This window comes from Asanoa siamensis, assembly GCF_016862555.1.
Lineage (GTDB): Bacteria > Actinomycetota > Actinomycetes > Mycobacteriales > Micromonosporaceae > Asanoa > Asanoa siamensis.
On the sequence record NZ_BONE01000020.1, the window covers coordinates 72,066 to 96,476 of the forward strand.

General features: G+C 71.6%; 23 protein-coding genes and 2 pseudogenes. 13 read left to right on the top strand and 12 right to left on the bottom strand.

Translation table 11 applies throughout. From position 1 onward, the window contains the following. Positions 1 to 2 precede the first annotated feature (2 nt). Positions 3 to 2,987 (bottom strand): annotated as a pseudogene (locus Asi02nite_RS14545) (penicillin acylase family protein). A 23-nt stretch (positions 2,988 to 3,010) separates the two neighbouring features. Between Asi02nite_RS14545 and Asi02nite_RS14550 the strand changes: the two are divergent. The 10 genes and pseudogenes from Asi02nite_RS14550 to Asi02nite_RS14590 all read left to right on the top strand — a co-directional run bounded on the left by Asi02nite_RS14550 (position 3,011) and on the right by Asi02nite_RS14590 (position 10,409). Beyond that, the gene (locus Asi02nite_RS14550) at positions 3,011 to 3,985 is read left to right on the top strand and encodes a maleylpyruvate isomerase mycothiol-dependent enzyme family protein (protein WP_203713295.1); all 975 of its coding nucleotides are present in this window, start codon (positions 3,011 to 3,013) and stop codon (positions 3,983 to 3,985) included. Beyond that, positions 3,978 to 4,559 (top strand): sigma-70 family RNA polymerase sigma factor, encoded by a 582-nt coding sequence (locus Asi02nite_RS14555; RefSeq protein WP_203713296.1) that lies wholly within the window; start codon positions 3,978 to 3,980, stop codon positions 4,557 to 4,559. The genes Asi02nite_RS14550 and Asi02nite_RS14555 overlap by 8 nt, the downstream gene beginning before the upstream one ends. 194 nt (positions 4,560 to 4,753) lie before the next feature. Then, the gene (locus Asi02nite_RS14560) at positions 4,754 to 5,503 is read left to right on the top strand and encodes a metal ABC transporter solute-binding protein, Zn/Mn family (protein WP_203713297.1); all 750 of its coding nucleotides are present in this window, start codon (positions 4,754 to 4,756) and stop codon (positions 5,501 to 5,503) included. Continuing rightward, positions 5,503 to 5,697, top strand: a pseudogene (locus Asi02nite_RS42755) (ATP-binding cassette domain-containing protein); the annotation flags it as partial. The gene Asi02nite_RS14560 and the pseudogene Asi02nite_RS42755, both read left to right, overlap by 1 nt. A gap of 196 nt (positions 5,698 to 5,893) precedes the next feature. Next, positions 5,894 to 6,271, top strand: a complete 378-nt coding sequence (locus Asi02nite_RS43065; RefSeq protein WP_505605630.1) for an ATP-binding cassette domain-containing protein — start codon at positions 5,894 to 5,896, stop codon at positions 6,269 to 6,271. Further along, positions 6,264 to 7,163, top strand: a complete 900-nt coding sequence (locus Asi02nite_RS14570; RefSeq protein ID WP_203713299.1) for a metal ABC transporter permease — start codon at positions 6,264 to 6,266, stop codon at positions 7,161 to 7,163. The genes Asi02nite_RS43065 and Asi02nite_RS14570 overlap by 8 nt, the downstream gene beginning before the upstream one ends. Then, positions 7,160 to 8,032: a hypothetical protein gene (locus Asi02nite_RS14575; RefSeq protein WP_203713300.1), complete on the top strand. Its 873-nt coding sequence runs from the start codon at positions 7,160 to 7,162 to the stop codon at positions 8,030 to 8,032. Before Asi02nite_RS14570 ends, Asi02nite_RS14575 begins: the two co-directional genes overlap by 4 nt. A 31-nt stretch (positions 8,033 to 8,063) precedes the next feature. Further along, positions 8,064 to 8,390: a nuclear transport factor 2 family protein gene (locus Asi02nite_RS14580; RefSeq protein ID WP_203713302.1), complete on the top strand. Its 327-nt coding sequence runs from the start codon at positions 8,064 to 8,066 to the stop codon at positions 8,388 to 8,390. A 98-nt stretch (positions 8,391 to 8,488) separates the two neighbouring features. Beyond that, positions 8,489 to 9,175, top strand: a complete 687-nt coding sequence (locus tag Asi02nite_RS14585; protein ID WP_203713304.1) for a DUF3159 domain-containing protein — start codon at positions 8,489 to 8,491, stop codon at positions 9,173 to 9,175. 220 nt (positions 9,176 to 9,395) lie between these two features. Beyond that, positions 9,396 to 10,409, top strand: a complete 1,014-nt coding sequence (locus Asi02nite_RS14590; RefSeq protein WP_203713306.1) for a LacI family DNA-binding transcriptional regulator — start codon at positions 9,396 to 9,398, stop codon at positions 10,407 to 10,409. Positions 10,410 to 10,431: 22 nt separating this feature from the next. Here Asi02nite_RS14590 and Asi02nite_RS14595 read toward each other — a convergent pair whose 3' ends face one another. Genes Asi02nite_RS14595 through Asi02nite_RS14615 form a run of 5 tightly spaced genes read right to left on the bottom strand, consistent with a single transcriptional unit; the run spans position 10,432 to position 15,299 of the window. Further along, positions 10,432 to 12,276, bottom strand: coding sequence for a glycoside hydrolase family 127 protein (locus Asi02nite_RS14595; RefSeq protein WP_239126719.1), 1,845 nt, complete (start codon positions 12,274 to 12,276; stop codon positions 10,432 to 10,434). Then, complete coding sequence (locus tag Asi02nite_RS14600; RefSeq protein ID WP_203713308.1) at positions 12,273 to 12,878, bottom strand: carbohydrate ABC transporter permease; 606 nt, start codon at positions 12,876 to 12,878, stop codon at positions 12,273 to 12,275. The genes Asi02nite_RS14595 and Asi02nite_RS14600 overlap by 4 nt, the downstream gene beginning before the upstream one ends. Further along, complete coding sequence (locus Asi02nite_RS14605; protein ID WP_203713309.1) at positions 12,872 to 13,099, bottom strand: ABC transporter permease family protein; 228 nt, start codon at positions 13,097 to 13,099, stop codon at positions 12,872 to 12,874. Before Asi02nite_RS14605 ends, Asi02nite_RS14600 begins: the two co-directional genes overlap by 7 nt. Continuing rightward, a complete protein-coding gene (locus Asi02nite_RS14610; protein ID WP_239126720.1) occupies positions 13,096 to 13,950 on the bottom strand; it encodes a carbohydrate ABC transporter permease in 855 nt (284 codons plus the stop codon). The genes Asi02nite_RS14605 and Asi02nite_RS14610 overlap by 4 nt, the downstream gene beginning before the upstream one ends. 26 nt (positions 13,951 to 13,976) lie before the next feature. Next, on the bottom strand, positions 13,977 to 15,299 hold the full coding sequence (locus Asi02nite_RS14615) for an ABC transporter substrate-binding protein (RefSeq protein WP_239126721.1): 1,323 nt from the start codon (positions 15,297 to 15,299) through the stop codon (positions 13,977 to 13,979). Between the two features lie 254 nt (positions 15,300 to 15,553). On the opposite strand from Asi02nite_RS14615, the gene Asi02nite_RS14620 reads away from it, so the two are divergent. The 3 genes from Asi02nite_RS14620 to Asi02nite_RS14630 are packed head-to-tail and all read left to right on the top strand — an operon-like array spanning position 15,554 to position 18,457. Then, complete coding sequence (locus Asi02nite_RS14620; RefSeq protein ID WP_203713311.1) at positions 15,554 to 16,681, top strand: sugar ABC transporter substrate-binding protein; 1,128 nt, start codon at positions 15,554 to 15,556, stop codon at positions 16,679 to 16,681. Then, complete coding sequence (locus Asi02nite_RS14625) at positions 16,678 to 17,691, top strand: ABC transporter permease (protein WP_203713312.1); 1,014 nt, start codon at positions 16,678 to 16,680, stop codon at positions 17,689 to 17,691. Before Asi02nite_RS14620 ends, Asi02nite_RS14625 begins: the two co-directional genes overlap by 4 nt. Before the next feature lies 1 nt (position 17,692). Next, complete coding sequence (locus tag Asi02nite_RS14630) at positions 17,693 to 18,457, top strand: ATP-binding cassette domain-containing protein (protein WP_203713313.1); 765 nt, start codon at positions 17,693 to 17,695, stop codon at positions 18,455 to 18,457. 35 nt (positions 18,458 to 18,492) lie between these two features. Here the strand turns inward: Asi02nite_RS14630 and mnhG are convergent, their stop codons facing one another. Genes mnhG through Asi02nite_RS14660 form a run of 6 tightly spaced genes read right to left on the bottom strand, consistent with a single transcriptional unit; the run spans position 18,493 to position 24,370 of the window. Next, entirely contained in the window at positions 18,493 to 18,831 is a 339-nt protein-coding gene (mnhG, locus tag Asi02nite_RS14635) for a monovalent cation/H(+) antiporter subunit G (protein WP_203713314.1), read from the bottom strand. Then, positions 18,828 to 19,106: an MrpF/PhaF family protein gene (locus tag Asi02nite_RS14640; protein ID WP_203713316.1), complete on the bottom strand. Its 279-nt coding sequence runs from the start codon at positions 19,104 to 19,106 to the stop codon at positions 18,828 to 18,830. The genes mnhG and Asi02nite_RS14640 overlap by 4 nt, the downstream gene beginning before the upstream one ends. After that, on the bottom strand, positions 19,103 to 19,669 hold the full coding sequence (locus Asi02nite_RS14645) for a Na+/H+ antiporter subunit E (protein WP_203713317.1): 567 nt from the start codon (positions 19,667 to 19,669) through the stop codon (positions 19,103 to 19,105). The genes Asi02nite_RS14640 and Asi02nite_RS14645 overlap by 4 nt, the downstream gene beginning before the upstream one ends. After that, positions 19,666 to 21,174, bottom strand: a complete 1,509-nt coding sequence (locus Asi02nite_RS14650; RefSeq protein ID WP_203713318.1) for a Na+/H+ antiporter subunit D — start codon at positions 21,172 to 21,174, stop codon at positions 19,666 to 19,668. Before Asi02nite_RS14650 ends, Asi02nite_RS14645 begins: the two co-directional genes overlap by 4 nt. After that, positions 21,171 to 21,596, bottom strand: coding sequence for a Na(+)/H(+) antiporter subunit C (locus tag Asi02nite_RS14655; RefSeq protein WP_203713319.1), 426 nt, complete (start codon positions 21,594 to 21,596; stop codon positions 21,171 to 21,173). The genes Asi02nite_RS14650 and Asi02nite_RS14655 overlap by 4 nt, the downstream gene beginning before the upstream one ends. Continuing rightward, positions 21,593 to 24,370, bottom strand: coding sequence for a Na+/H+ antiporter subunit A (locus Asi02nite_RS14660; protein ID WP_203713320.1), 2,778 nt, complete (start codon positions 24,368 to 24,370; stop codon positions 21,593 to 21,595). Before Asi02nite_RS14660 ends, Asi02nite_RS14655 begins: the two co-directional genes overlap by 4 nt. Between the last annotated feature and the right edge of the window lie 41 nt (positions 24,371 to 24,411).

Consider the following 24,411-nt stretch of genomic DNA (forward strand, 5'->3'; position numbering starts at 1 on the left):
CCTCACGGCCGGAACAGCGTCACTGAGTGGACCGCGCCGACCAGATCCCGAGCCTGCGACCGGATCGGGTACGTGTCGTCGGTGAGCCAACCGCGCAGCAGGTTCTGCTCGAACGGCCCGCCGAGATCCTCGCTGACCCCTCCGGGCAGCGAGCTCACCGACCGCCAGCCCGCCGCCGTCGCGGTGGCCACGAACCGGCGGGCCGGCACGAGCCCGACGGTGAACCGGTCCGGCGCGTCGGCCCGCAGCGGATGGCCGGACACGTCGGGCACGTTGTAGCCGCCGTCGATCGGGATGCCGGGCAGCCCCGGCAGCGGCGAGGTGAACCGGTTGCCCGCCGACGGGACCGTGTACGGCGCACCGAGCGGCGACGGCAGCGTGATCCGGTGCAGCTTGCCCCAGCGGTAGTCGACCTGGTTCGTGGAGTTGCCGAACGCGGCCGCGAAGGTGTCGCTCGCGGCCAGCGCGAGCGCCTCGCGCAGGCTGAGCAGCACGAGATAGTCCCGCCGCTCGGCCGCGTCCGCGATGCCCGGCACGGCGAAGAAGTCGATGCCGGACCGGCCCACTCCCCGCCGGGCCTCGAAGTCGACCAGCAGCCGCCGCAACGCCAGCACGGCGTGGAAGTCGGGGGCCACCGGCAGCGCCGGCGAGATCCGCCGCACGGGGCGGTCGAGCACGTTGCCGACGAACCGGCCCCGCCACAGCACGTAGATCGTGGCGGCGACGCTCTCCTAGACCTCCTGCCGGGACGGTGGTTCGAGGCGGCCGGCGCGGTCGCTCGCGTCGTACCCCTCGGCGATGCCCGTCGGGTAGGTGTGGCGCCACTTCCCGAGCCGGCCGACCGCCTCGACGACCCGCGGATCCCGCGCCAGTGCCGCCAACTCCGGCGTCCCGCTGCCGGCGGCCCGGTCGAGCGCTCCGGTGATCAACGGTGTGAAGAACTGGCCGTCCAGCGCGGTCACGTCGGCCTGCATCGCGATCACGTCGTCCGCGGTGACCCGGCCGCGGGCGATCGCGGCGCGGACCATGGCGGTGATCCGGCCGGCCCGGAAACCGTTGTGGAAGAAACTGAGGTAGAAGATGCCGCCGCCGGGCCGGCGCTGGTCGAGCACGTCGTTGTCGAAGGTGGTGCCGGTCGGGTCGTTGTTCGCCGACACGATGAAGCCGGCGGGCGGGTCGACCACCTGGGGCAGCTCGTCGAACGGCAGGATCTCGTACGGCAGCGCCTGGTGGGGTTGGGGGTTGCGCACGGGCAGCCACTCGTTGCCGCCGGTGCCGTCGCGCAACAGGTAGGGCGGGTTGCCGCGGACGGCGCCCGCCTGCAGGTCCTCGCGGACCGGCACCTCGGCGTTGGTGAAGTAGGCGATGGTGCCGCGCACGTCGGCGTAGACGAAGTGCTGCCCGCCGAGGTCGAAGTGCTGCAACGCGGCCCGGAAGTCCGTGACGTCACGGGCGAGGTTCATCCGCCGGAACGACTCGACCTCGGTGGTCGGTGAGAAGCCGGCGTACTGCACCGACAGCGCGGTGCCGGCCGCCGTGTCGACGGTCAGCAGCGGGCCGTTGTTGCGGCGCGGGACGATGAGCGTACGCGCCGGGATCGCGCCACCGGCGGGCACGACGTCGAGCGCGTCCGTCCGGCCGGGTGCGCGCGGGTTGACCCGGAACGTCTCGTCGATGGCCAGGACGGGCTCGAGCCGACCCCTGTAGACAGTGGACAGACCGCTCGGCGAGGCGGTGTCCGCGCGGATCTGCTCGACGAAGGTGTCGGTCACGTCGACGAAGTGCTGGGTCGAGCCGAACGCGACGGTCCGGTTCTGGCCGAGGATCACGAACGGCACGCCCGGCAGGCTGTCGCCCCGCACGTCGAACCCGCCGCCGGTCAGGTCGATCGGGTGTGCGATCGCCGGGAACTCCAGGCCCAGGTGCGGGTCGCTGGCCAGGATCGGCCGGCCGGTGGCCGTGTGCCGGCCGCCGATGACCCACGTGTTCGACCCGCGTTCGCCGGAGCGGTTGAGCGCGGCGGCGATCAGCGGCGCCTGCTCCGCCCGCGCGAGGTAGTCGGCCGCCATCCGGGCGACGCCGGCCGGGACGTCGCGGGCGGCGGCCGTCGGGCCGCGGGCGGGCGCCGCGGCGGGCCGGCCGGTGGAGTCGAGCACCGGTGAGGCGGTGGTGAACGGCTGGAACGGCGACAGGTCCCCGAACCACGCGGTGTGCCCGTCGAGGCCCGCCGCGGTGTAGGCCCGCACGGCCGTGGTGCGGTCGATGTCGAGATCGAACGAGAGGCCGAACGCGAGCCCCTTGGCGACGACCAGGCTGTCCACCGGCGTCCACGCCTGGACCCGGGTGACCTGGGCGGCCGCGTACTGGCCCGGCAGCCGGTTGCGGGCGATCCAGGCGTTGACCCCCTCGGCGTACGCCCGCAGGGCCTCGCGGGTCGGCGCCGACAGCACCGCCAGCCCGCGCTCGGCCGCCCGCCGCATGCCCAGCGTGCGCATCTGGACGTCGCTGGGCAGCGCGCTGCCGCCGATCAGCTCGGCCAGGGTCCCGGAGACGCGGCGGCGGGCCACGTCCATTTGGAACAGCCGGTCGTCGGCGTGCACCCAGCCCTGGAGGAAGAACAGGTCGTGCGCGTTGGTGGTGGTCAGGTGCGGCACTCCGTCGACGTCCCGCACCACCGACGCCGGCGCCCGGAGCTCGGGCATCCGCTGGTCGGCGTGTGCGGGTGCGGGTGCGGGCGCGACGGCCAGCAGGCCGGCGACGAGGGTGCCCACGGAGAGCAGGGCGACGCGGGATCTGCGCATGCGGCGACTCCTCACGGAACGGGGACGGTCACGGGAGGTTCGCCCGCCCGGCGCGGACAGACGGCCGTCGTGATTCACCTCACCGGGAGCCGTCCAGATCGGGCGGTCGTGCGTATGCGTGGCGAAGGCCGCCGTTGTCCCTGACCCGGCAGCTTTCGGGGGAAATCTGATTACGCTCACCGCCATCGATACGGGAACCGAGGAGCGCGATGACCGACGACGGCCACCCCGGCGATCTCGCCGGCGCCTACGCGATCGGCGCCTGCACGCCGGACGAGGAACGATCCTTCGCCGCGCACGCCCGCCACTGCGCGGCCTGTGCCGAGGAGGCCGCCGAGCTGAGCCGGGTCGCGGAGTGGGTCGGCACGGCCACCGCGCGCACCCCGGCGCCGACCCTGCGCACGCGCGTCCTGGCCGCCGCCCGGGCGGCCCGCGCACCGGCCGGCCCGGCCGGCCCCGGTGCGGAGGCGCGGCGGCTCGGCGCGCTCTACGGCGACCGGGTCAGCGAGCTCGACGGGCTGCTGCGGCGGCTGTCCCGGCCGCAGTGGCTGGTCGCCTCCGGGCCGCACCGCTCGGTCCGGGACCTCGTGGTGCACCTGCGCGCCAACGACGCGACCGTCGCGGCGGCGGCCGGGGTCGAGGTCGTGGCGCTCGAGGCGGACCCGCGCGCGGGCTGGCACCGGCAGGCCGGCGCCATCGTCGACGTCCTCCGTGGGTGGGACGCCGGCCTGGACCGGCCGGTGTCGCTGGCCGGCCGCGCGGCGGTCCGGCGGTCGCTGCGGGAAGCGCTGGTGCAGCGCGGCTTCGAGACGTGGATCCACGCCGAGGACGTCCGGGTGGTGCTCGGGCTGCCGCCGCGCACGCCGGACGCGCGGCAGCTCGCCGACATCGCGGACCTCGCCGCGGGACTGCTCCCCCAGGCGATGGCCGCGGCGGGCCGGGCGCGTCCGGCCTGGGCGGTGCGGCTCGTGCTGACGGGCCCGGGCGGCGGCACACGGCTCGTCGACCTCGCGCCGACGGCAGCGCCCGGCACGGTGGTCGCCGAGGTGACGATGCCGGCGGAGCGCTTCTGCCGGCTGGTGGCGGGCCGGCTGGCCAGCGCGCCGGACAGCGCCGAGATCGGCGGCGACCGCGGCGCCGCCGTCGACCTCCTCACCGTCGCCGCGACGATGGGTTGTGACTGACGTGCTCGGTCTTCCCGATCCCGACGACGTCCGGCTCCGCGACGGGTTGATAGCCGGCGCCGAGCCGGCCCTCGCGGAGCTCTACGACACCTACGGCCCCGTCGTCTTCGGGATGGCGCTGCACGTCACCCGCGACCGGGGCGCCGCCGAGGACATCACCCAGGACGTCTTCGTCGACCTGTGGCGGCGGCCGGAGCACTTCGACCCGCACCGCTCGCCGCTGCGGAGCTGGCTGCTGCTGATCGCCCGGCGCCGCGGCATCGACTGGATCCGCCGCCGCGACGCCCGCGAGAGCGTCCGACTGGCCACCATGGACCCGGCGCCGACGCTGCTCGAGGACGACGTGCTCGCCTCGACCGCGCGCAAGCAGGTGCGTAAGGCGATCGCGGACCTGCCGGCACCGCACCGGCAGGCGATCCTGCTGGCCTACTACCGCGGGCTGACCTACCGCGAGGTGGCGAAGGAGCTCGACATCCCGGAGGGCACGGCGAAGTGGCGCCTGCGCAACGCCCTGCGCCGGATCGGCGCCCAGCTCCGCGCGGAGGGCTTCGAGGACCGCTTGAACTTCGAATGAGACATGGCGATATGCGGATACGACCACCGAAATGGAAATTACTTTCATAACCCTTGTGCGTACGCGTCGGGGTCGTCTAGCGTTTCGCTGGTAATGAACATCATTATCAGTTAGAGGGTGGCGGTTCCGGTGGTTCACACACGCGCGGGTCTGGTCGGCGCGGGGCTGTTGTCGGTGGCGTTGTTGGCCTCGGCGTGCGGATCGGCGGCGCCGCGGTCACCGTCACCTCGATCATCAGCGACCCGTCGGCCGACCCGCACTCCTACGAGGCCAACACCCGCACCCAGCTCGCGCTCTCCCAGGCCGACCTGGTCGTCGAGAACGGCGGTGGCTACGACGACTTCGTCGACACCATGCTGAAGTCGGCCGACAGCGACGCGAAGGTGCTCAACGCCGTCACGATCTCCGGCAAGGGCGGGGAGGATCTCAACGAGCACGTCTGGTACGACCTGCCGTCGATGGGCAAGCTGGCCGACGAGGTCGGCAGGGCGCTGTCCGAAAGGGACTCCGGCAAGGCCGCTACGTTCACCGCCAACGTCGCGACGTTCAAGCAGAAGCTGCGGGCGTTGGAGCAGACCGAGACCGAGATCAAGGCCGCGCACGGCGGCGCCGGTGTCGCCGTCACGGAGCCCGTCCCGCTCTATCTGCTCGAGGCCTGCGGGCTGACCGACAGGACGCCCGCGGAGTTCAGCGAGGCGATCGAGGAGGGCACCGACGTGCCGGCCGCCGTGCTCCAGGACACCCTCGACCTGTTCACCGGCAAGCGGGTCGCGCTGCTGGCCTACAACGAGCAGACCACCGGCCCCGAGACCGAGAAGGTGCTCCAGGCGGCCAAGGACAACCAGGTCGGCGTCGTGCCGGTGACCGAGACGCTGCCCGCGGGCTCGGACTACGTGACGTGGATGGGCGCGAATCTGGCCGCGGTCAAGACGGCGCTGGGCTGATGCTGGAGCTCGCCGGCGCCGGTTTGCGCATCGGGCGCCGCCACCTCTGGTCGGGGCTGGACCTGCGCGTCGAGCCCGGCGAGTTCGTCGCCGTGCTCGGCGCGAACGGTTCGGGCAAGACCAGCCTGGTGCGGGCAGTGCTTGGCACGAGGCGGCTGAGCACGGGCACGGTCCGGGTGGCCGGCGGGCCGCCGCGGCGCGGCGCACGCGAGATCGGCTACGTGCCGCAGCAGCGCCGCATCGACCCGTTGACGCCGCTGCGCGCGCGCGACGTGGTCGGCCAGGGCCCTCGACGGGCACCGGTGGGGCCTGGGCCGCGCCCGGGGTCGCGCCGCGACGGTCGACGCGGCCCTGGCGGAGGTCGGCGCCGCCGAGTTCGCGGACCAGCCCATCGGGCTGCTCTCCGGCGGCGAGCAGCAACGGGTCCGGATCGCCCAGGCGCTCGTCGCCGACCCGCGGCTGCTGCTCTGCGACGAGCCGCTGCTCTCGCTGGACCTGGCCAGCCAGCGCACGATCACGGCCCTGGTCGACCGGCGCCGCCGGCGCAGCGGCACCGCCGTGCTGTTCGTGACGCACGAGATCAACCCGGTGCTGCCCTATGTGGACCGGGTGCTCTATCTGGCCGGCGGCGGCTTCCAGGTCGGCACGGTCGAGGAGGTGTTCACGTCGGCGGCCCTGAGCCGGCTCTACGGCGTACCCGTCGAGGTGGTCAGGGTCAACGGGCGGATCCTGGTGGCCGGCATACCCGCGGCGGACGAGCATGGCTGACGGCGTCTGGGGGCAGGTCTTCGACTTCGCCGACTACGGGCAGCTCCTCGGGCTCGTGCACAACTCGCTGGCGGCCGGCGCGGTGCTCGGCGTGGTCGGCGGGCTGATCAGCACGTTCGTGATGATGCGCGACCTGCCGTTCGCCGTGCACAGCATCAGCGAGCTCTCCTTCGCGGGCGCCTCCGGCGCGCTGCTGTTCGGCGCGAACGTCGTGCTCGGCTCGCTGACCGGGTCCCTGCTGGCGGCGCTGGTGATCGGGCTGCTCGGCACTCGGGCCCGCGACCGCAACTCCGTGATCGGCGTGCTGATGCCGTTCGGGCTCGGCCTCGGCGTGCTCTTCCTGGCGCTCTACAAGGGACGCTCGGCCAACAAGTTCGGCTTGCTCACCGGCCAGATCGTCGCGGTCGACACACCGCAGCTGTCCTGGCTCCTGGTCACCTCCGCGGTCGTCGTGGTCGCCCTCGCGGTGGTCTGGCGGCCGCTCGCCTTCGCCAGCACCGACCCGGAGCTGGCCGCCGCCCGCGGCGTGCCGGTCGCCGCGCTGTCCACGGTCTTCATGGTGCTGCTGGGCCTGACGGTCGCGATGTCGGTGCAGATCGTCGGCGCCCTGCTCGTGCTCAGCGTCGTCTGCACGCCGGCCGCCGCGGCCATGCGGGTCACCGCCGCGCCCCGGCTGGTCGCGCTGCTCAGCGTCGTCTTCGCCACGACCTCGGTGCTCGGCGGCATCCTGCTGGCACTCGGCAGCACGATCCCGATCAGCCCGTACGTCACGACGATCTCCTTCCTGATCTACGTCGGGTGCCGGATCGCCGGCGCGTGGCGGCAACGGCGGGGATGGGTCCGATTCGTTCAATACCCGCGCGCCCGCCGGGCCGTACCGTCGCGGTCATGAACGAGCGATTCCACGCGGGACGGGAGTTCCTGCGGCGCGAGGGCCGGCTTCTGGAGCGACGGCTGTTCGCCACCTGCTTCGAGGGCGCGTCCGGCCGAGGCGTGATCGAGGCCCTGCGCGGCTACGCCAACGACGACGGTGGCTTCGGCCACGGGCTCGAGCCCGACAAGCGCTGCCCGGCCAGCCTGCCGATCGACGTCGAGTGCGCGCTGGCGGCGATGGCGACGGCGGGCGTCACCGACGAGCCGATGATCCAGCGGGCCTGCGACTATCTCGCCGGCGTCTCGACCGGCGGGGCGGTGCCGCTGGCGTTCCCGGTGATCGAGGGATACCCGCGCGCCGAGCACTGGGCGGCCTGGGCCTACGAACCCGACGTCAACCCCACCGCCGGGATCGCCGGCCTGCTGTACGAGTTGGGGGTCGCGCACCCGTGGCTGGCGGAGGCCGCCACATACACGTGGTCCCGGCTCGACGAGGCGACGCTGCCGACCGACGCCCACGCCCTGCGTACCCTCCTGACGTTCCTCGCGCACACCCCGGAGCGCGACCGGGCGACGGCGGCGGCCGCCACGGTCCGCGCCGCCCTCACCTCGGCCGCCTACTTCAACCTCGACCCGGCGGACGACAGCTACGGCCTCTCCCCGCTGACCGTGGCCCCGTCGGCCGACAGCCGCTGGCGGGCGCTCTTCGCCGACGAGGTCATCGAGGCCCACCTCGACCGGATGGAACGCGACCAGCAACCCGACGGCGGCTGGCCGATCGCCTGGGACCCGCCCGGCGCGGCCGCCCGCACGGAATGGCGCGGCATCGTGACCCTGGCCAACCTGCGGACCCTCGTCTCGTACGGCCGGATCGTGTTGGACGGGTGACGCGGCCCGCCGCCGTGCGATGGTGGATCACATGACCCAGGAGCAGCCGCCGGCCGCGATCGGCACCTTCATCGACGCGACCAACGCGGGCGACACCGAGGCGTTCGTCGCGGCCTTCACCGACGACGCCTACGTCCGCGACTACGGCCGCGAGTTCACCGGGCACGACGGTGTCCGCAGTTGGGACAGCACCGACAACATCGGGGTCGGGATGCGGTTCGAACTGCTCTCGTGGACCGCGGCCGGCGGCGACGCCTACGTGATCACCATCCGCGCGACGAGCCGGCGGTTCAACGGCACCGGCGACATGCGAGTGACGCTGCGCGACGGCCTCATCTCCCGGCTCGAGATCGGCTGAGCCGGCATCCACAGCATTTCCGCAGCTTCCAGTGGTCGCGCGGACCGGGAGCATGGGTTAACGTGAGGGCTCCATAGCCCCCGATCCCCCCGGGAACCATGACTCTCTGTAAAGACGAAGCCTGTCACGTCATAGAGGTCGGCGCGATCCGTCCGGCGCTGGTGCGCGCCGCGCGGCTGTTCGCGGAGACGGTGCTCGTGCCGACAGGGCTCCTCTACCTGATCCTGCACACCGCCGGGTTGCTTCCCGCCCTGCTGTCCGTCCTGGGGTGGTGTGCGCTCACGGTGGGCATCCGCTTCATCGCGGGCCGTCACCTTCCCGGCACGCTGCTCGTCTGCGCCGGCGCCCTCTGCGCCCGCGCCCTGGTGGCCCTGGCGCTGTCCAGCGCCCTGGTCTACTTCGTGCAGCCGGTGATCGCCTCGGTGTTCATGGCGATCCTGTTCCTCGGCAGCGCCCTGCTCGGGCGGCCGATCACGATGCGGCTGGCCCGCGACTTCGTCTCGCTGCCGGTGGCGCTGCAGACCCACCCGGGGCTGCGCCGCGTGTTCATCCAGACGGCCGCCCTCTGGGGCCTCGGCCGGCTGGTCGACGCCGGCATGAGCATCGGGTTCCTGCACATGGGCCTGGACTTCGCGGTGCTCTCCCGGGGCGTGTTCAGCAGCCTGCTGACGGTCGTGATGATCGGCGTCTGCGCCGCCTGGGGCATCCGCAGCCTGCGCCGGATGCCGGACGTGACGTTCCGGTTCGGCCGCCGGCCGGCCGCCCCCGCTGCCGTTCCGGCCTGATGCCCGCATAGCGCTCTCTTCGCTCGCCCGAATCAGCCCCGCGGCGCCGTTTTCGTCTGCATGCAATCGTATGACCGCATCGACGGGGTACGGTGCTCGCATGGCACCCCCGCCCCGCCGGCGCCGCCCGTCAGCTTCGCCTGCTGGTTCGCCTTCTGATTCGCCTGCTGTCGCGGAGCCTGGGTCTCCTCCGGTGGCCGCGCGCCGGCCGGTCCCCACGATGCAGGACATCGCCGCCGCCGCCTCGGTCTCGCAGAGCACGGTGTCCCGGGTGCTCAGCGGCGTGGAGACCCGGGTGCCGATCGCCGAGGCGACCCGGGAGCGGGTCATCCAGGCGTCCCGCCGGCTCGGCTACCGGCCCAACCCGCTCGCCCGGGGCCTGCGCGGGGCGTCCACCAACCTGATCGGCGTGGTCGTCCGCGACTTCAGCGACCCGTTCTTCGCCGAGGCGATCGAGGCGCTGGTCAAGGAGTCGATGGGGCACGGCTACAACGTCGTCCTCGGCCACGTGCACCCGGCGCTCTCGGAGGCCATCCCGCTGACGTCGGTGCTGGAGACGCGACACACGGACGCGATCGTCCTGCTCGGTGACGTGCGGGTGCACCCGCAGCTCCTGGACGACCTGCGGGCGTCGCGGGTGCCGGTGGTGGCGCTCTGGCAGGGCACCAGCCCGCTCGACTTCCCGAGCGCGGACACCGACGACCGGGCGGGCATCCAGGCGGGCCTGGCCCACCTGACCGGTTTGGGCCACAAACGGATCGCCTTCCTCTCCGCCGAACTGCCGGGCGACTTCTGGGTACGCGAGTCCGCGTACACCGACTTCATGCACGACCGCTTGGGCGGCGTGCCGGAGGGCTACCTGCAACGCTGCCCCAACACGATGGCCGGGGGCGACGCGGCCCTCCGCCGCCTGATGGCACTCCCCACCCCACCCACGGCGGTGGCGACGTCCACGGACCTGATCGCGGTAGGCGTACTCCACGCCGCCCACAGCGTCGGCGCGACAGTGCCCGACCGGTTGTCGGTGGTCGGCTTCGACGACATCCAGATCTCCAGTCATACGGTGCCGGCCCTGACCACCTCCCGGATGCCGACGGCCAAGATCGTGAGCCACGCGATCAACCTGGCCGTAACGTTGGCCCGCGACCCGGACAACGCCCGCGACCCGCACCTGGAGATCTTCAAACCAGAACTCGTCATCCGCGAGTCGACAGCCCGCCCCCGCCGCCGCTGACAGACCGCGCCCGCTCCCGCGCTCAGCGCGGTAGCCACACCCGCATCCCGCCGACCCCGCGGTTGGCCCACAGGTGGTACGGGACCGCCGGCACCGAGCCGCCCTCGACCGGGACGTCGAGGCCCACCACCCCGTCGCCCAGGTCCGGACGCGGCACCGCCACCGCCTCGCCGGAGGCGGCACCGTGCACGCCTTCCAGGTCGAACCCGGCGGGCAGGTCGGCCTCCTCGACGCAGTAGACGATCGGGCCCCGTTCGAACGCCACACACCCCCGTACCGCGTCCACCCGTGGTTCCGGGTCCGTGCGGCGGACCGGCAGCGGCAGGTCCAGCGTCACCCGGTCGCCCGCCGTCCACACCCGGGTCCGGTCGACGTATCCGGGCGCCACCGGTGCCGGCCCCTCCCCCGGCACCGACAACGTCCCCCCGGAGCACCAACCGGGCACCCGCAGCGACAGCGTCCACGGCTCCCCCGGCGACCGGACCACCTCGACCACCACCCGCCCGTCCCAGGGGTATCCCGTGTGGACGGTCACCTCGACATCGCCGGCCCGGACCGCGCAACCGGCGTACTGGTGGATCCGCAGACCGTCCACCGAGCCCGTCGCCACGTACTGCGGCCATGAGCTGAGCAGCCGCATCAGGTTGGGTGGGCAGCACGCGCACGCCTGCCACGGACGCCGCCGGCCGTGGCCGTCCGACTCGTACGTGCGGTGCGTGCGGCGTTGCAACGGGTTGACGTAGAAGAACTCCGTGCCCGACCGCGACAGCCCCGACAGGACGCCGTTGAACATCGCGCGCTCGATGTCGTCGGCGTAGCAAGCCTGACCCGTCGCCAGCAGCAGCCGCCACGCCAGCATCACGCTCGCGATGGCCGCGCACGTCTCCGCGTAGGCGCGGTCGGGCGGCAGCTCGTACGGATCGCCGAACGCCTCGTCCCGGTGCCGGCTGCCCAACGCCCCCGTCAGATAACGCCGCGTCCGCACCATGTCGTCCCAACGAAGCCGCACCGCGGCCAGCAGGTCCGCGTCACCGGTCTCCACCGCCACGTCCACCGCGCCGCAGTCGAGATAGAGCTGCCGCACGGCGTGGCCGGCCACCTCCGCCGCCTCCCGCACCGGTGCGTGGTCCTGCCAGTACGCGGGCCCGAACCGCCCGTCGCCCAGCAACCCGTGCCCGCGCAGGTCGAGCATCCGCGCGGCGAGCGACAGGTAGCGCCGCTCCCCCACCGTCCGGGCCAGCTCGACCAGCGCCATCTCGATCTCCGGGTGCCCGTCGATGCCGTCCCGCCCACCCGCGCCGAGCGCGGCCTCCGCGTGGTCGACGGCCCGCAGCGCGATCCGCAGCAACCGCTCGTCGCCGAGTGCCCGCTGCCACGCGACGGCCGCCTGGATCAGGTGCCCGAGGCAGTACAGCTCGTGCCCCCACGGCAGGTCCTCGTAACAACGACCGTCCCGCAGCACCTGTACGAAGCTGTTGACGTAGCCGTCGGGCCGCTGGGCCGCGGCCACCACGGCGATCGCCTCGTCGGCCGCCGCCGACAGCGCCGGGTCGGGACCGCGGCCGAGCTCCCAACCCACCGCCTCGAGCCATTTGTAGACGTCGGAGTCGAGGAACGGCAGCACCGCCCCGCCGGAGTCCGCGCTGGCCCGGTAGACCCCGGACGCCCCTGCGGCCAGGCGCAGGTTGTCCAGGGTGCCGGCCGCACCGAGCTGCGCGTAGCCGTGCGGGATCGTCCGGGCACGGTTGGTCGACAGCCGTTCCCCCCAGAATCCACCGTGGACGACCACCCGGTCCGCGCCCAGCGGCCGCAACGACGACACCGACGGCAGCACCGCGGCCGTCGACGACACCTCGCGCTCGATCACTTGACTGCTCCGCTCATCAGGCCGGACACGTAGTAGCGCTGCAGCAGCAGGTAGACGCCCACACACGGGACGACCGAGATCGTGATGCCGGCCTGGAGCATGCCCCAGTCGGTGCCGCCGAGGCTCGTCTCGGTGCGGGCGGCCGCGAGCACCAGCGGCAGCGTGAACGTCGAGCCCTTGCTCATCATGACCAGCGCGCCCAGGAACTCGTTCCAGCTCATGATGAACGCGAACAGCGCCACGGTGACGACGGCCGGCACGGTGGCGGGCAGGAACACCCGGCGCAGCGCCTGCAAGGACGAGGCGCCGTCCACGATGGCCGCTTCCGACAGCTCCCGCGGCACCGCGGCGAAGCTGTTGCGCAGCACGTACAACGAGAACGGCAGTTGGATCGCGGTGTGCACGACCGCCAGGCCCACCAACGAGTTGGTCAGCCCGAGATTGGCGAACATCAGGAACATGGGCGTCAACAGCGCCTGGTACGGCACGATCAGCGCGAGCAGGAGCACCACGAAGATGACCTCCTTGCCCGGCACCGGAAAACGCGCCAGCCCGTACGCGGCGGGCACCGTCAGCAGCAGTGTGAACAGGATCGTCAGCACCGCCGTCCAGAGGCTGTTGAACAGGGGTAGGTCGGCAGCCCCTGCTGGTATGTCCACAGTCGCTGGTAACTGTCGAGGCTGAACGCGTCGGGCCAGTAGGTCGGCGGCGACGCGGCCGCCTCCGCGGTCGGCTTCAGCGAGGCCAGCACGGAGAACACCAGCGGGAGCAGCATGACCGTGACGATCGCGAGGCAGACCGCGGCGACCAGATAGCGCCTCATGCGTGACTCCGCCGGGTCAGCAGCAACTGGACGACGGTGAACGCGAGGATGCCCAGTGCCAGGAGCATCGACAACGCGGCCCCGTACCCCAGTCGCAGGTAGGGGAACGAGTTCAGGTAGACGAAGAACACCGAGGTCGCCGTCTCGTTCTGTGGCTGCCCGGCCGTCATGATGTAGAACTGGTCGAACGCGAGCAGCGAGCCGATGACGCTGAGCAGGGTGACCAGCAGCACGGTGCGCAGCGTCAGCGGCAGGATGATCCGGGTGACCCGCTGCCGCGCGTTGGCACCGTCGACCAGGCTCGCCTCGGTGATGTCGGTCGGGATCGCCTGGATGGCCCCGACGAACAGGATCATCCCGAAGCCGATCACCTTCCACACCACGGACGCGATGATGGCGAGGTTGGACCGGTCGGCGTCGACGCCCAGCCAGACCACCGGGTCACTGATCACGCCGAGGTCCAGCAGCACCTTGTTGACGAGCCCGAAGTCGGCGCTGAACAGCCAGTACCAGAGCAGGCTGGAGACGCCGAGGCCGATGACGACCGGGGTGAACACCACGGTCCGGGTGAGCCGGCGCACCGGTGTGTTGCGGGCCAGCAGCAGCGCCAGCAGGTAGCCGCCGACGATCAGCAGCGGCGTGACGACGAGCGTGTACTCCATTGTGAACCGGATCGACACCCAGAACTGCCGGTCGTCGAACGCCCGCGTGTAGTTGTCGAGGCCGACCCAGCGCGGCGGCGTGATCAGCGACCAGTTGTGCAGCGACATCCACGCCATCCGCACCAGCGGATAGACCGTGAAGACGAGCACGAACAGCAAGGCCGGGCCGACGTACGCGAGCCCGACCAAGCTGTTCCTCCGTGTCCGCCGCACGCTCAGCCCGCACTGGCGACGGTCTTCATCGCAGTCTTGGCGTCGGCGATCACCTTGTCGAGGTCCTCGTCGGTGTAGTAGGCCTTCTGCAGCATCTGCAGCCACGGCCCCTGCGGCGAGTTGATCTGCTCGAAGAACGTCAACGTGTACGGCGTACGACCGACGTCGAGCGCCTTGGCCACGTCCTGCACGAGCGGCTCCGCCTCGAAGTACTTGTTGGCCACCATGTCCGTACGCGTGGTCAGGTTGAGGGCCTTGGCGTAGACCTCGACCTGCACCTCGTCGGAGAGCAGGAACTTCATGAAGTTGACCGCGTCGGCCACCCGCTCGCTGCCCCGCGGCACCACGACGAGGTCGCCGCCGATGAACGAGGCCGACGAGCCCGGCGAGGCGCCCGGCAGCAGGCCGATGCCGAACTTCATGCCGGGGTTCTGCTGGCGGGCCAGCGTGATGTTGAAGTTGCCCGTGCCCATCATGCCGACCTTGCCCGTGCCGAACTGGAGGTGGAACGTCTCGCCGTTCTCGGCCCGGTCGCCGTCGTGCACGTTGCCGGCCTTGACCATGTCGCGCCCGAACTGCAGCACCTGCTTGACGCCGTCACCGGTGAGCGGCTCGTCGCCGGCGTCGACCGCCTCGATCTTCGCGCCGGAGGCCCACATCAGCGGCCCGACGGTGAAGATGTTGCAGCCGGCGCAGTTGCCGGGCAGGTAGTAGCCCTTGACGTCGCCGCCGATCGCGGTGATCTTGTCGGCATAGTCCCGGAGCTCGGCGAGGCTCGTCGGCGGTTTCTCCGGATCGAGACCGGCCCGCTGGAACAGGTCCTTGTTGTAGAACAGCGCGGAGACGTCCGCGTAGAGCGGCACGCCGTACAGCCGCTCCTCGTAGGTCGCCACCGTCATGTGGCCCTTGCTCGCCGTCGCGATCTCCGGCCAGCTCCTGATCCGGTCGGTCAGGTCGACGAGCTGCTGCGCCTTCTCGAACTGCGGCGCGTAGATGAGGTCCATTCCCATCAGGTCAGGCACCTCGCCGGAGGCGATGCCCTGCGCGATCTTGCCGACCATCTCGGTGTGGGGGATGTAGGTGAGGTTGATCCGGCAGTCGGGGTTCTTCGTGTTCCACGCCTCGACCAGCAGGTCGACCATCTGCTTGTTGCCGCCCGAACGCTCCCACATGGACAGTTCGCCGCTGCTCGCGCACGACGTCGTGGCGGGTTGGACGGCCTGGTTGGCATCGGGCTGTTCGTCGTCGGAGCCGCAGGCCGCGAGCCCGACGAGCGCGAGTGTTGTCACGACGGCCACGGCGGGCCGCCGGAATCGGGTCACCATCGCACGCCTCCTCCTTGCCGAGGGGGTCCCGGATGGCCTGGACGATGCGGACGACCACCTGTCAGGCATCCGGTCAGCCGGCACGTTACCCGCCACCGCATACGATTGCACTCATTCGTTTTCATATTGAGATGTTCGATGCCCCCGACCGTTGACGCGACCGGGAAGCGGCCCTAACCTCGTGGCACACAGCGGCGGACGACCGCGCACCTCACCCATTTCCCTGCGCGTTTTCGTCCCTTAAGGAACCCGCGATGCGTGATCTCCATCCGACCGTCGAACAGGCCGTCGAGACGCTCCCGCTCAACGCGCTCACCCGCCGCCGCCTGCTGCGCGGCACGGGGCTGTTCAGCACGGCGCTCGCCGCCTCGGCGCTGATCGCCGGCTGCTCCGACGACGCCGCCGTCGCCCAGGGCGCGATCGGCAACTTCCCGCGCACGCCGGCGTGGAAGTTCGTGTTCGTCTGCCATGTGACGACCAACCCGTTCTTCACCCCGACGCAGTACGGCGCGGAGGATGCCTGCAAGCTGCTGGGCGTCCAGTACCAGTGGACCGGCTCGGTGAACTCGGTCGTGGCCGAGATGGTCGACGCCACCAACACGGCGATCAGTGGGAAGGCAGACGGGCTGGCGGTCGCGGTCGTCGACAAGGCGGCCTTCCGCGCACCGGTCTCCCAGGCGCTGGACGCGGGGATCCCGGTGGTCTCGTTCAACGCCGACGGGGCGTCCGACGACCCCGGCACCGACCGGCTCGCCTACATCGGACAGGGGCTCTACGAGTCCGGCTACTCGTTAGGGCAGCGGGCCTTGACGCAGCTCGACTCCGGCGAGGTGGCCGGTTTCATCGCGACGCCCGGCCAGCTGAACATCCAGCCGCGGATCGACGGCGCGCAACAGGCGTTCAAGGACTCCGGAAAGCCCGTGACGTTCACGCCGATCGCCACGAACGCCGACGTGACGCAGGGACTGTCCATCATCGACGCCTACGTGCAGGGTCATCCGAACCTGGCCGGGTTGCTCGCGGTGGACGCCGGGTCGACGCAGAGCGTGGGCCAGACCGTGGCGAAGTACAAGCTGCGCGAGCGCGGGCTCAAAGTGGCGGGCGGCTTCGACCTCGTGCCGGAGACGCTGGCGTCGGTGAAGAGCGGCGATCTCGACTACACGATCGACCAACAGCCCTATCTGCAGGGCTTCCTGCCCGTGCTGGCGCTCTATCTCTTCAAATTGACCGGCGGCCTGATCTTCCCGACTCAGACGAACACGGGGCTCCTCTTCGTCACCAAGGACAATGTGGACCCCTATCAGACCACCCAGACGCGGTACGAGGGTTCGACCACCGCGGTGAATCTGGTGGAACGCTCCGGCCCGATCGCGCACGGATGAGCGTCGCCGGGACAGTCCCGAAGCCCGGCGGGGCCGCGCTGGCCCGCCGGGCCTGGGCCGCGTTCGTCCGCCGGCGCGAGGCGAGCGTGCTCGTCGTCGCGATCGGCCTAGTGGTCTACTTCCAGGCGGCCTCGCCGCTCTTCCTGACGTCCGACAACCTGCGCAACATCGCCCAGGCCACCGCGCCGACCGCGATCGTCGCCGTCGGCATCGTGTTCCTGCTGGTCAGTGGCGAGATCGACGTCTCGGTCGGGATGGTGGCGGCGCTCGCGCCGTACCTGATGCACTACGCGATCGACTTCTACGGCGTGCCGGCCGTACCGGCGATCCTGCTGGCGCTGCTGATCGCGGCCGCCGTCGGGCTGGTCAACGGGCTGATCACGACGCGGCTGAAGGTGCCGTCGTTCGTCACCACGCTCGGCATGTTCTATCTGCTGTACGGGGTGCTGTTGACCACCTCCAGGGCTTATCCGGTCGCGGTGCCGGAGCCGGTGAAGGGCGACCTGCAGACCTGGCTGGGCGCGGGTGACTGGGCGTCGCTGTGCTGGTGCCTGCTCGTCGTCGCCGTCTTCCACGTCGTGCTGACCCGTACCCGATGGGGTCTGCACACGATCTCGGCCGGCGGCAACCCGCTCGGCGCGACCGAGGCGGGCATCCGGGTGTCGCGGGTGAAGGTCGGCAACTTCATGCTCGTCAGCGTGTTCGGGGCGTTCGCCGGCCTGATGGAGGCGTTCCGGATCAACTCGATCGACCCGAACATCGGCGGCGGCACCCGCATCACGTTCACGGCGATCGCGGCCGCCGTGATCGGCGGCACGGCGCTGGCGGGCGGCTCCGGCACGGTGATCGGCGCGCTGCTCGGAATGTTCGTGCTCGCGATGCTGCAGAACGGCTTCAACCTGATCGGCGTGAGCGCGAACCCGTTCTTCCTCATCCAGGGCATCGCGATCCTGGTCTCGATGATCGCCAACCAGTACCTGTCACGCCTGCGCCGCACGGGACGGAGCTGAGATGGCCGCCTTCGCTCTGGAGGTCTCCGGTGTGGCCAAGCGCTTCGGCGCGCTGACCGCCCTGCGCGACGTGAACCTGCACGTCTCCCGCGGGGAGGTGCTCGGCCTGCTCGGCGACAACGGCGCGGGCAAGTCCACGCTGGTCAAGGTGATCTGCGGCTTCCACCGCCTGGACAGCGGCCAGATTCTGGTCGACGGCGAGCCGGTCAGCCTGCGCGGGGTGGACCACGCGCGCTCGCTCGGGATCGACACCGTCTATCAGGACCTGGCGCTGGTTAACGAGCTGAGCGTCTACCACAACATGTTCCTGAACCGGGAGCACCGGATGGGCCCGCTGCTCAACAACCGCCTGATGCGCCGCCTGGCGGAGTCCCACCTACACGCGATGGGCGTGGACATCCCGGACGTGACGATCGAGGCGGCCAAGCTCTCGGGCGGCCAACGCCAGGCGATCGCGGTGGCGCGGTCGGTCTACTCGGACGCCCGCATCCTGCTGCTGGACGAGCCACTGGCGGCGATGGGCGCGAAGGAGGCGACGATCATCCTGGACCTGGTGGCGGACCTGAAGGCCCGCGGCGACGTCGCCATCGTCATCATCGCCCACAACTACGCGCAGGCACTCCAGGTCTGCGACCGCATCAACATCCTGCAACAGGGCACGATCACCTTCGACCGCCCCGCGAGCGAGACGTCGGTAACGGAACTGACGGACCTGATGGTCGCCGCCTACCGCACCCGCCGGCGCGATGAGACAGGGAGGGCATAGCGACTGTCGGTTGCGATGATCGCGCGTGCATCACCTCAGCGGTCCGCGCGCCGGTCCGCCAGCTCGTCGGCGACCAGCAGGTCCGCGCGATACACCCCCGACCGGTACGCCGCGCGCCCCACCATATGAGCGGCGACGGGCGCCGTGGTGAGCTGGAAGATGCCGATCAGCACCAGCGTCGTGATGTCGACCGTGCTGCGGAACCGCAGCGCGCACCCCAGCAGCACCAACAGCATGCCCAGCACCTGCGGCTTCGTCGCCGCGTGCATGCGGGACAGGACGTCCGGGAAGCGGGTCAGGGCGATCCCCGCCGCCAGGCTGAAGGTCGCCCCCGCGATCAGGAAGACCGAGGCGGCCGCGTCGATCGCGCTCATGAGCCGTCGTCCCGGCGGGAGCGGGAGCGGACCGCGAACCGGGCCACGCTGACCGAGCTCACGAAGCCCAGCACCGAGAGCACGACCAGCACCGGCAGCGCCGTGTTGTCGCGGCTGTAGGCCGCCTCCGTCGCGACCGCGGCGACGATCACCGCGAGCAGCACGTCCGTCGCGACGACGCGGTCGAGGATGGACGGTCCACGGACGGCGCGTACGACGGCCAGCAGCGCGGCGGTCGCGAGGATGACGGTCACGGTGATGCTGACTGCGGTCATGGTCCTGACCTCTCGGTACGGATGCGGGCGACCTCGGCCGGTGAGCCGACCGCGGCGACGATCCGGGCCTCCAGCGCGAGCACGTCAAGCCGGAACCGCTCGGCCTCCGCCCGGTCGTGGATGTCCAGGACGTGGATGTAGAGCACGCCGGCCGCGCGGTCGACCTCGACGATCAGGCTGCCGGGCACGAGCGACAGCGCCTCGGCGGTGAGCGTCAGGTTGAGGTCCGTGTCGACCCGCAGCCGGACCGCGAGGATCGCGCTGTGCGGCGTGTGTCCGACCCGGACGGCCAGCCAGGTGACCTGCACGCTGGCCACGACGAGGTCGCGGACGAAGATGGCGACGAACCGCGCCAGCGCCACCGGGCGGAGCCGGCCGCCGAAGACGACCGGGGGCAGCGGCAGCGCGACCAGGATGAAGGCCGCCACGGCCAGGCCGCCGAGCAGGTTCGCCCAGGAGAACGTGCCCCACAGCAGGATCCAGACCAGGGCCATGCCGAGCAGGGCGACGACATGGTTGGTACGGCGGGTCCGGGCGTCCGCCTCGGGGCGCGGGTCGTTCATCGCGCACCCGCGTCGCGTACCGCGTCGACGTAGGGTGCCCGGTCCAGCAGGTCGTCGGCCGCGTTGACGGTCACGTCGAACAGCGGGCCCGCGAGCACCGTCAGCGCGAGGCCGGCGACCACCAGCGCCACGGTCGAGCCGACCATCAGCCACGGCAGCCGGGGCTCCCCGGCCGGTTCCGGCGCGATCGTCGGCGGGCGCCAGAACGCCATGTTCCACACCCGGGCCAGCGCGTACAGGGTCAGCAGGCTGGTGGCCAGCCCGCCGGCGACCAGGGCCAGCGGCAGCGCCCCGCCGTCGGCGACGCCCGCCTGGATCAGGCCCAGCTTGCCGAGGAAACCCGAGAACGGCGGGATGCCGGCGAGGTTCATGGCGGGCACGAAGAACAGGATCGCCAGCAGCGGCGACAGCCGGGCCAGACCGCCCAGCCGGTCCAGGGACGTGCTGCCGGCGAACCGTTCGACCAGCCCCACGACCAGGAACAGGGTCGTCAGGATGGCGATGTGGTGGACCGCGTAGAAGATGGCCGCGGAGAGCCCGCGGTCGGTGGCCAGCCCGATCCCGAAGAGCAGATAGCCGATGTGGCTCACCAGGTTGAACGACAGCATCCGCTTGACGTCGGACTGCGCGATCGCGCCCAGGATGCCCACCAGCATCGTCAGCAGGGCGAGCACGAGCAGCAGGTCCGGGGTCGGCCCGCCGGGGAAGAGCAGCGTCTCGACGCGGATGATCGCGTAGATGCCGACCTTGGTCAGCAGGCCGGCGAAGACCGCGGTGACCGGCGCGAGCGCGGTCGGATAGCTGTCCGGCAACCACGCCGACAGCGGGAACACCGCCGCCTTGATGCCGAACGCGAGCAGCAGCATGCAGTTGAGCATCAGCCGCAGACCGTCCGGCAGCGCGTCGAGGCGCCCGGCGAGTTGGGCCATGTTGAGCGTGCCGGCCGCGGCGTAGACCAGCCCGACGCCGGTCAGGAAGAGCAAGGACGAGAGCAGGCTGACCACGACGTACGTGGTGCCGGCGCGGACCCGATCCTCGGTCGCACCCACGGTGATCAGCACGTAGCTCGCGACCAGCAGGATCTCGAACCCGACGTAGAGGTTGAACAGGTCGCCGGAGAGGAACGCGGTGGTGACGCCGGCGGTCAGCACCAGGTAGCTCGGGTGGTAGATCGAGATCGGCGTGTCCTCGCTGCCGTCGGCCAGGCCCTGGCCGATCGAGTAGACGAGCACGCACAGGGTGACGGCCGCCGAGACGACCAGCATCAGGGCCGCGAACTGGTCGGCGACCAGCACGATGCCGAGCGGGATCGGCCAGCCGCCGACCGAGACCACCAGCGGCCCGCGCTCCGAGACGACGGCCAGGAGCGCGATGGCCACGCCGAGCACGGCGGACAGGGCGGTGAGGCTGACCACGCGCTGCGCCTGCGGGAAACGCGTCAGCATCAGCGTGATCGCCGCCCCGAGCAGCGGGATCACCACGGGCAGCGGCACGAGGTCGCTCATGGCCCGGTCGTCCCCTCGTCGTCGGAGTCCTCGTCGGACTCCTCGTCTCCGCCCGGGCCGGCGTCCTGCTCGGCGAGCGTGACGATCCGGCGGTCCTCGACGTCGTCCTGCACCTCGTCGTTGCCGACCAGGCGCCAACTCCGGTACGCGAGCGCGAGCAGGAACGCGGTGATCCCCAGCGTGATCACGATGGCGGTCAGGATCATCGCCTGCGGCAGCGGGTCGCTCATCTCGCCGTCCGGTGTGGTGCCCACGATCGGCGCGCCGCCGAACCGGCCACCCGCCAGGATCGACACGTTGACGCCGTTGGCGAGCAGCACGATGCCCATCAGCACCCGGGTCAGGCTGCGCTCGAGCAGCAGCGTCACCCCCGCGGCGACCAGCACGCCGACGACCACCACGTAGGTCAGGTTCGGGCTCACGGCGCCGGCACCCCCTGCCGGTCGATCTCCGCGCCGAGGCTGCGCAGGATGTCCAGGATCAGGCCCACGACCACCAGGTAGACCCCGATGTCGAAGAAGATCGAGGTGACCAGGTGTACCTCGCCGAGCACCGGCAGGTGGACGTCCACGACCGCGCTCTGCAGCACCTGGGCCCCCGCGAACATCGCCAGCACGCCGGTGCCGACGGAGACGAACAGGCCGGCGCCGAGCACCCAGCCCGCGTCGACGGGCGCGGCCGCGGTCAACTCGTCGGGTCCGCCGGCGAGGTACCGGATCGCCAGCGCGAGCCCCGCCACCAGGCCGCCGGCGAAGCCACCACCGGGCGCGTTGTGGCCGGAGAAGAGCAGGAAGATCGAGAACAGCACGATCGTGTGGAACACGAGGCGGGTGACCACCTCGAGGATGACCGACTGGCCGCCCGCGCCGGCGCTCAACCAGCCCGGCGTGACCGGCTGGTCCGCGGGCACCGGCACCCCGCGCCGGCGGGCCAGCGCCGCGCTGCGGCGGAAGATCAGGCTGGCGACGCCGGTGGCCGCGACGACCAGCACCGAGATCTCGCCCATCGTGTCCCAGGCGCGGATGTCGACCAGGATCACGTTCACGATGTTCTTGCCGCCGCCGAACGAGACCGCCTCGCCCGGGAAGGCGTCCGAGAGCGGCACCGCTTCCCGCCCGCCGACGGCGACGTAGGTCATGGCGGCCGCGACCACGCCGACCGCGACGCCGAGCGCGATCCGGCCGACCCGGCTCGTGCGGATCGGCCGTTCCGAGAACTTCTCGGGCAGGCGCCGCAGCACCAGCACCATCATCGCGATGGTCGCGGTCTCTACGAGGAACTGCGTCAGCGCGAGGTCCGGCGCCCCGTGCAGGACGAACAGCACGGCCACGCCGTACCCGCTGACCCCGACGAGGATCATCGCGGTGAGCCGGCGCAGCGCCCGGACCGCGGTGACGGCCGCGACGACGATGCCGGCCCCGACCACGGGTTGCAGCGAGGTGTCCCAGGCTCGGGCGTTCTCGGGCCACGGCACCGCGCCGATCAGGATGCCGCCCAGGCCGGCGACGAGAACGAGCAGGATCACGCCGAGGTACGACGGGAGCGAGCCGCGCTGGGTCGCACCGGTCAGTTCGACGGCCAGCCGGTCGACGCCGCTCATCACCCGCCGGTAGGCGGCGGCACCGTCGAACGGCAGCCGCGCCCCGCTCGGTGCGCCGACCCGGTAGAGCGCGTACCCCGCCAGCAGCACCAGGACCGAGAGGCCGAGCGGCCCGGAGAAGCCGTGCCAGACCGCGAGGTGGTACGCGGAGCCGACGGCGGGGAACGTGTCGCTGTAGGGCGTGAGCACGGTGTCGAGCGGCGCCGCCGCCGCGCCCACCCCCAGCCCGGCGACCGCGAGGATGGCGGGCCCGACCAGCCAGTCCGTGGCCGGCTCGCGCAGGGCGACCTCGGGCACGCCGGGCTTGTCGGCGAAGGCACCCGAAAGGAACCGCAGGGTGTAGGCGACGGTCAGCGTCGACCCGATCGCGATGACCGTCAGCACGACGAGGTCGGCGGTGCCGGTGCCGTGCAGGAACGCCGCGAACGCCGCCTCCTTGCCGACGAACCCGGCGAACGGCGGCAGCCCCGCCATCGACGCCGCGGCCAGCCCGGCCACCACCGCGAGGACCGGCGTCCGCCGCGCCAGGCCGGTCAGTTCGCGCAGGTCGCGCGTACCCGTGCTGACGTCGATGATCCCGACGACCAGGAAGAGGGTCGACTTGAACAGCGCGTGCGCCAGCAGCAGCGCGGCGCCGGCCAGCGCGCTGTTCGCGGTGCCGCCGCCGAACACGGCGACCAGGAAACCCAACTGGCTGACCGTGCCGTACGCGAGGAGCAGTTTGAGATCGTGCTGGCGCAGCGCCGCCCACCCGCCGAGCAGCATCGTGATCAGGCCCGTCGTCAGCAGCAGCGGCCGCCAGGGCTGGTCACCGCCGACCGTCGCCCCGAGCAGCGCGACGAGGAAGACGCCCGCCTTGACCATCGCGGCGGCGTGCAGGTACGCGCTGACGGGCGTGGGCGCGGCCATCGCGGCGGGCAGCCAGAAGCTGAACGGGAAGATCGCCGACTTGCTGAGCGCGCCGAGCAGGACGAGCGTGAGCGCGGCGGCGAGATGCGGGCCGGACGGCGGCTGCTCGGCGATCTGCGACCAGCGGTAGGTGCCGGCGGACTCGCCGAGGAGCACGAAGCCGCCGAGCATGGCCAGCCCGCCCAGCGTGGTGACGAGCAGGGCCTGCATGGCGGAGCGACGGCTCGACCGGCGGGTCGGGTCCTGCGCGATCAGCAGGTAGGAGAAGACGGTGGTCAGCTCCCAGAACACGTACAACAGGAGCAGGTTGTCGGAGACGACCAGGCCGAACATGGCGCCGGCGAACGCGACGAACACGCCGGCGTAGCGGCCGAGACCGTCCTGCCCGGCCGGGAAGTAGCGGACGCTGTAGACGAGCACGAGCCCGCCGACGCCGCCGACCAGCAGCACCATCAGCCAGGAGATGGTGACGAGCCGCAGGTCGATCTGCAGCCCGAGCCGGTCGACCCAGCGGTAGGTCTCGGTGACGGCGCCGCCCTGGTCGACCCGCCCGGTTTGCGCGAGTCCCCAACCGAGGGCGGCGAACGGCGCGAGCGAACACAGGTAGAGGGCCTGCCGCCCGAGCCACCGCACCAGCACGGGGGCGGCGACGGCCGTCAAGCCGTGAACCACCACCAGCACCAGCACACGCCCAAGGGTAGGCGCATTCCGGTCATTTAGGACTTAGG

Bases quoted from the DNA above. Each gene is read 5' to 3' on its own strand.
- Asi02nite_RS14550 (WP_203713295.1), top strand. From the start codon at position 3,011: ATGACCGACGACGGCCACCCCGGCGATCTCGCCGGCGCCTACGCGATC.
- Asi02nite_RS14570 (WP_203713299.1), top strand. From the start codon at position 6,264: ATGGCTGACGGCGTCTGGGGGCAGGTCTTCGACTTCGCCGACTACGGG.
- Asi02nite_RS14575 (WP_203713300.1), top strand. From the start codon at position 7,160: ATGAACGAGCGATTCCACGCGGGACGGGAGTTCCTGCGGCGCGAGGGC.
- Asi02nite_RS14580 (WP_203713302.1), top strand. From the start codon at position 8,064: ATGACCCAGGAGCAGCCGCCGGCCGCGATCGGCACCTTCATCGACGCG.
- Asi02nite_RS14585 (WP_203713304.1), top strand. From the start codon at position 8,489: ATGACTCTCTGTAAAGACGAAGCCTGTCACGTCATAGAGGTCGGCGCG.
- Asi02nite_RS14590 (WP_203713306.1), top strand. From the start codon at position 9,396: ATGCAGGACATCGCCGCCGCCGCCTCGGTCTCGCAGAGCACGGTGTCC.
- Asi02nite_RS14605 (WP_203713309.1), bottom strand. From the start codon at position 13,099: ATGAGGCGCTATCTGGTCGCCGCGGTCTGCCTCGCGATCGTCACGGTC.
- Asi02nite_RS14615 (WP_239126721.1), bottom strand. From the start codon at position 15,299: ATGGTGACCCGATTCCGGCGGCCCGCCGTGGCCGTCGTGACAACACTC.
- Asi02nite_RS14620 (WP_203713311.1), top strand. From the start codon at position 15,554: ATGCGTGATCTCCATCCGACCGTCGAACAGGCCGTCGAGACGCTCCCG.
- Asi02nite_RS14625 (WP_203713312.1), top strand. From the start codon at position 16,678: ATGAGCGTCGCCGGGACAGTCCCGAAGCCCGGCGGGGCCGCGCTGGCC.
- Asi02nite_RS14630 (WP_203713313.1), top strand. From the start codon at position 17,693: ATGGCCGCCTTCGCTCTGGAGGTCTCCGGTGTGGCCAAGCGCTTCGGC.
- mnhG (WP_203713314.1), bottom strand. From the start codon at position 18,831: ATGAGCGCGATCGACGCGGCCGCCTCGGTCTTCCTGATCGCGGGGGCG.
- Asi02nite_RS14640 (WP_203713316.1), bottom strand. From the start codon at position 19,106: ATGACCGCAGTCAGCATCACCGTGACCGTCATCCTCGCGACCGCCGCG.
- Asi02nite_RS14645 (WP_203713317.1), bottom strand. From the start codon at position 19,669: ATGAACGACCCGCGCCCCGAGGCGGACGCCCGGACCCGCCGTACCAAC.
- Asi02nite_RS14650 (WP_203713318.1), bottom strand. From the start codon at position 21,174: ATGAGCGACCTCGTGCCGCTGCCCGTGGTGATCCCGCTGCTCGGGGCG.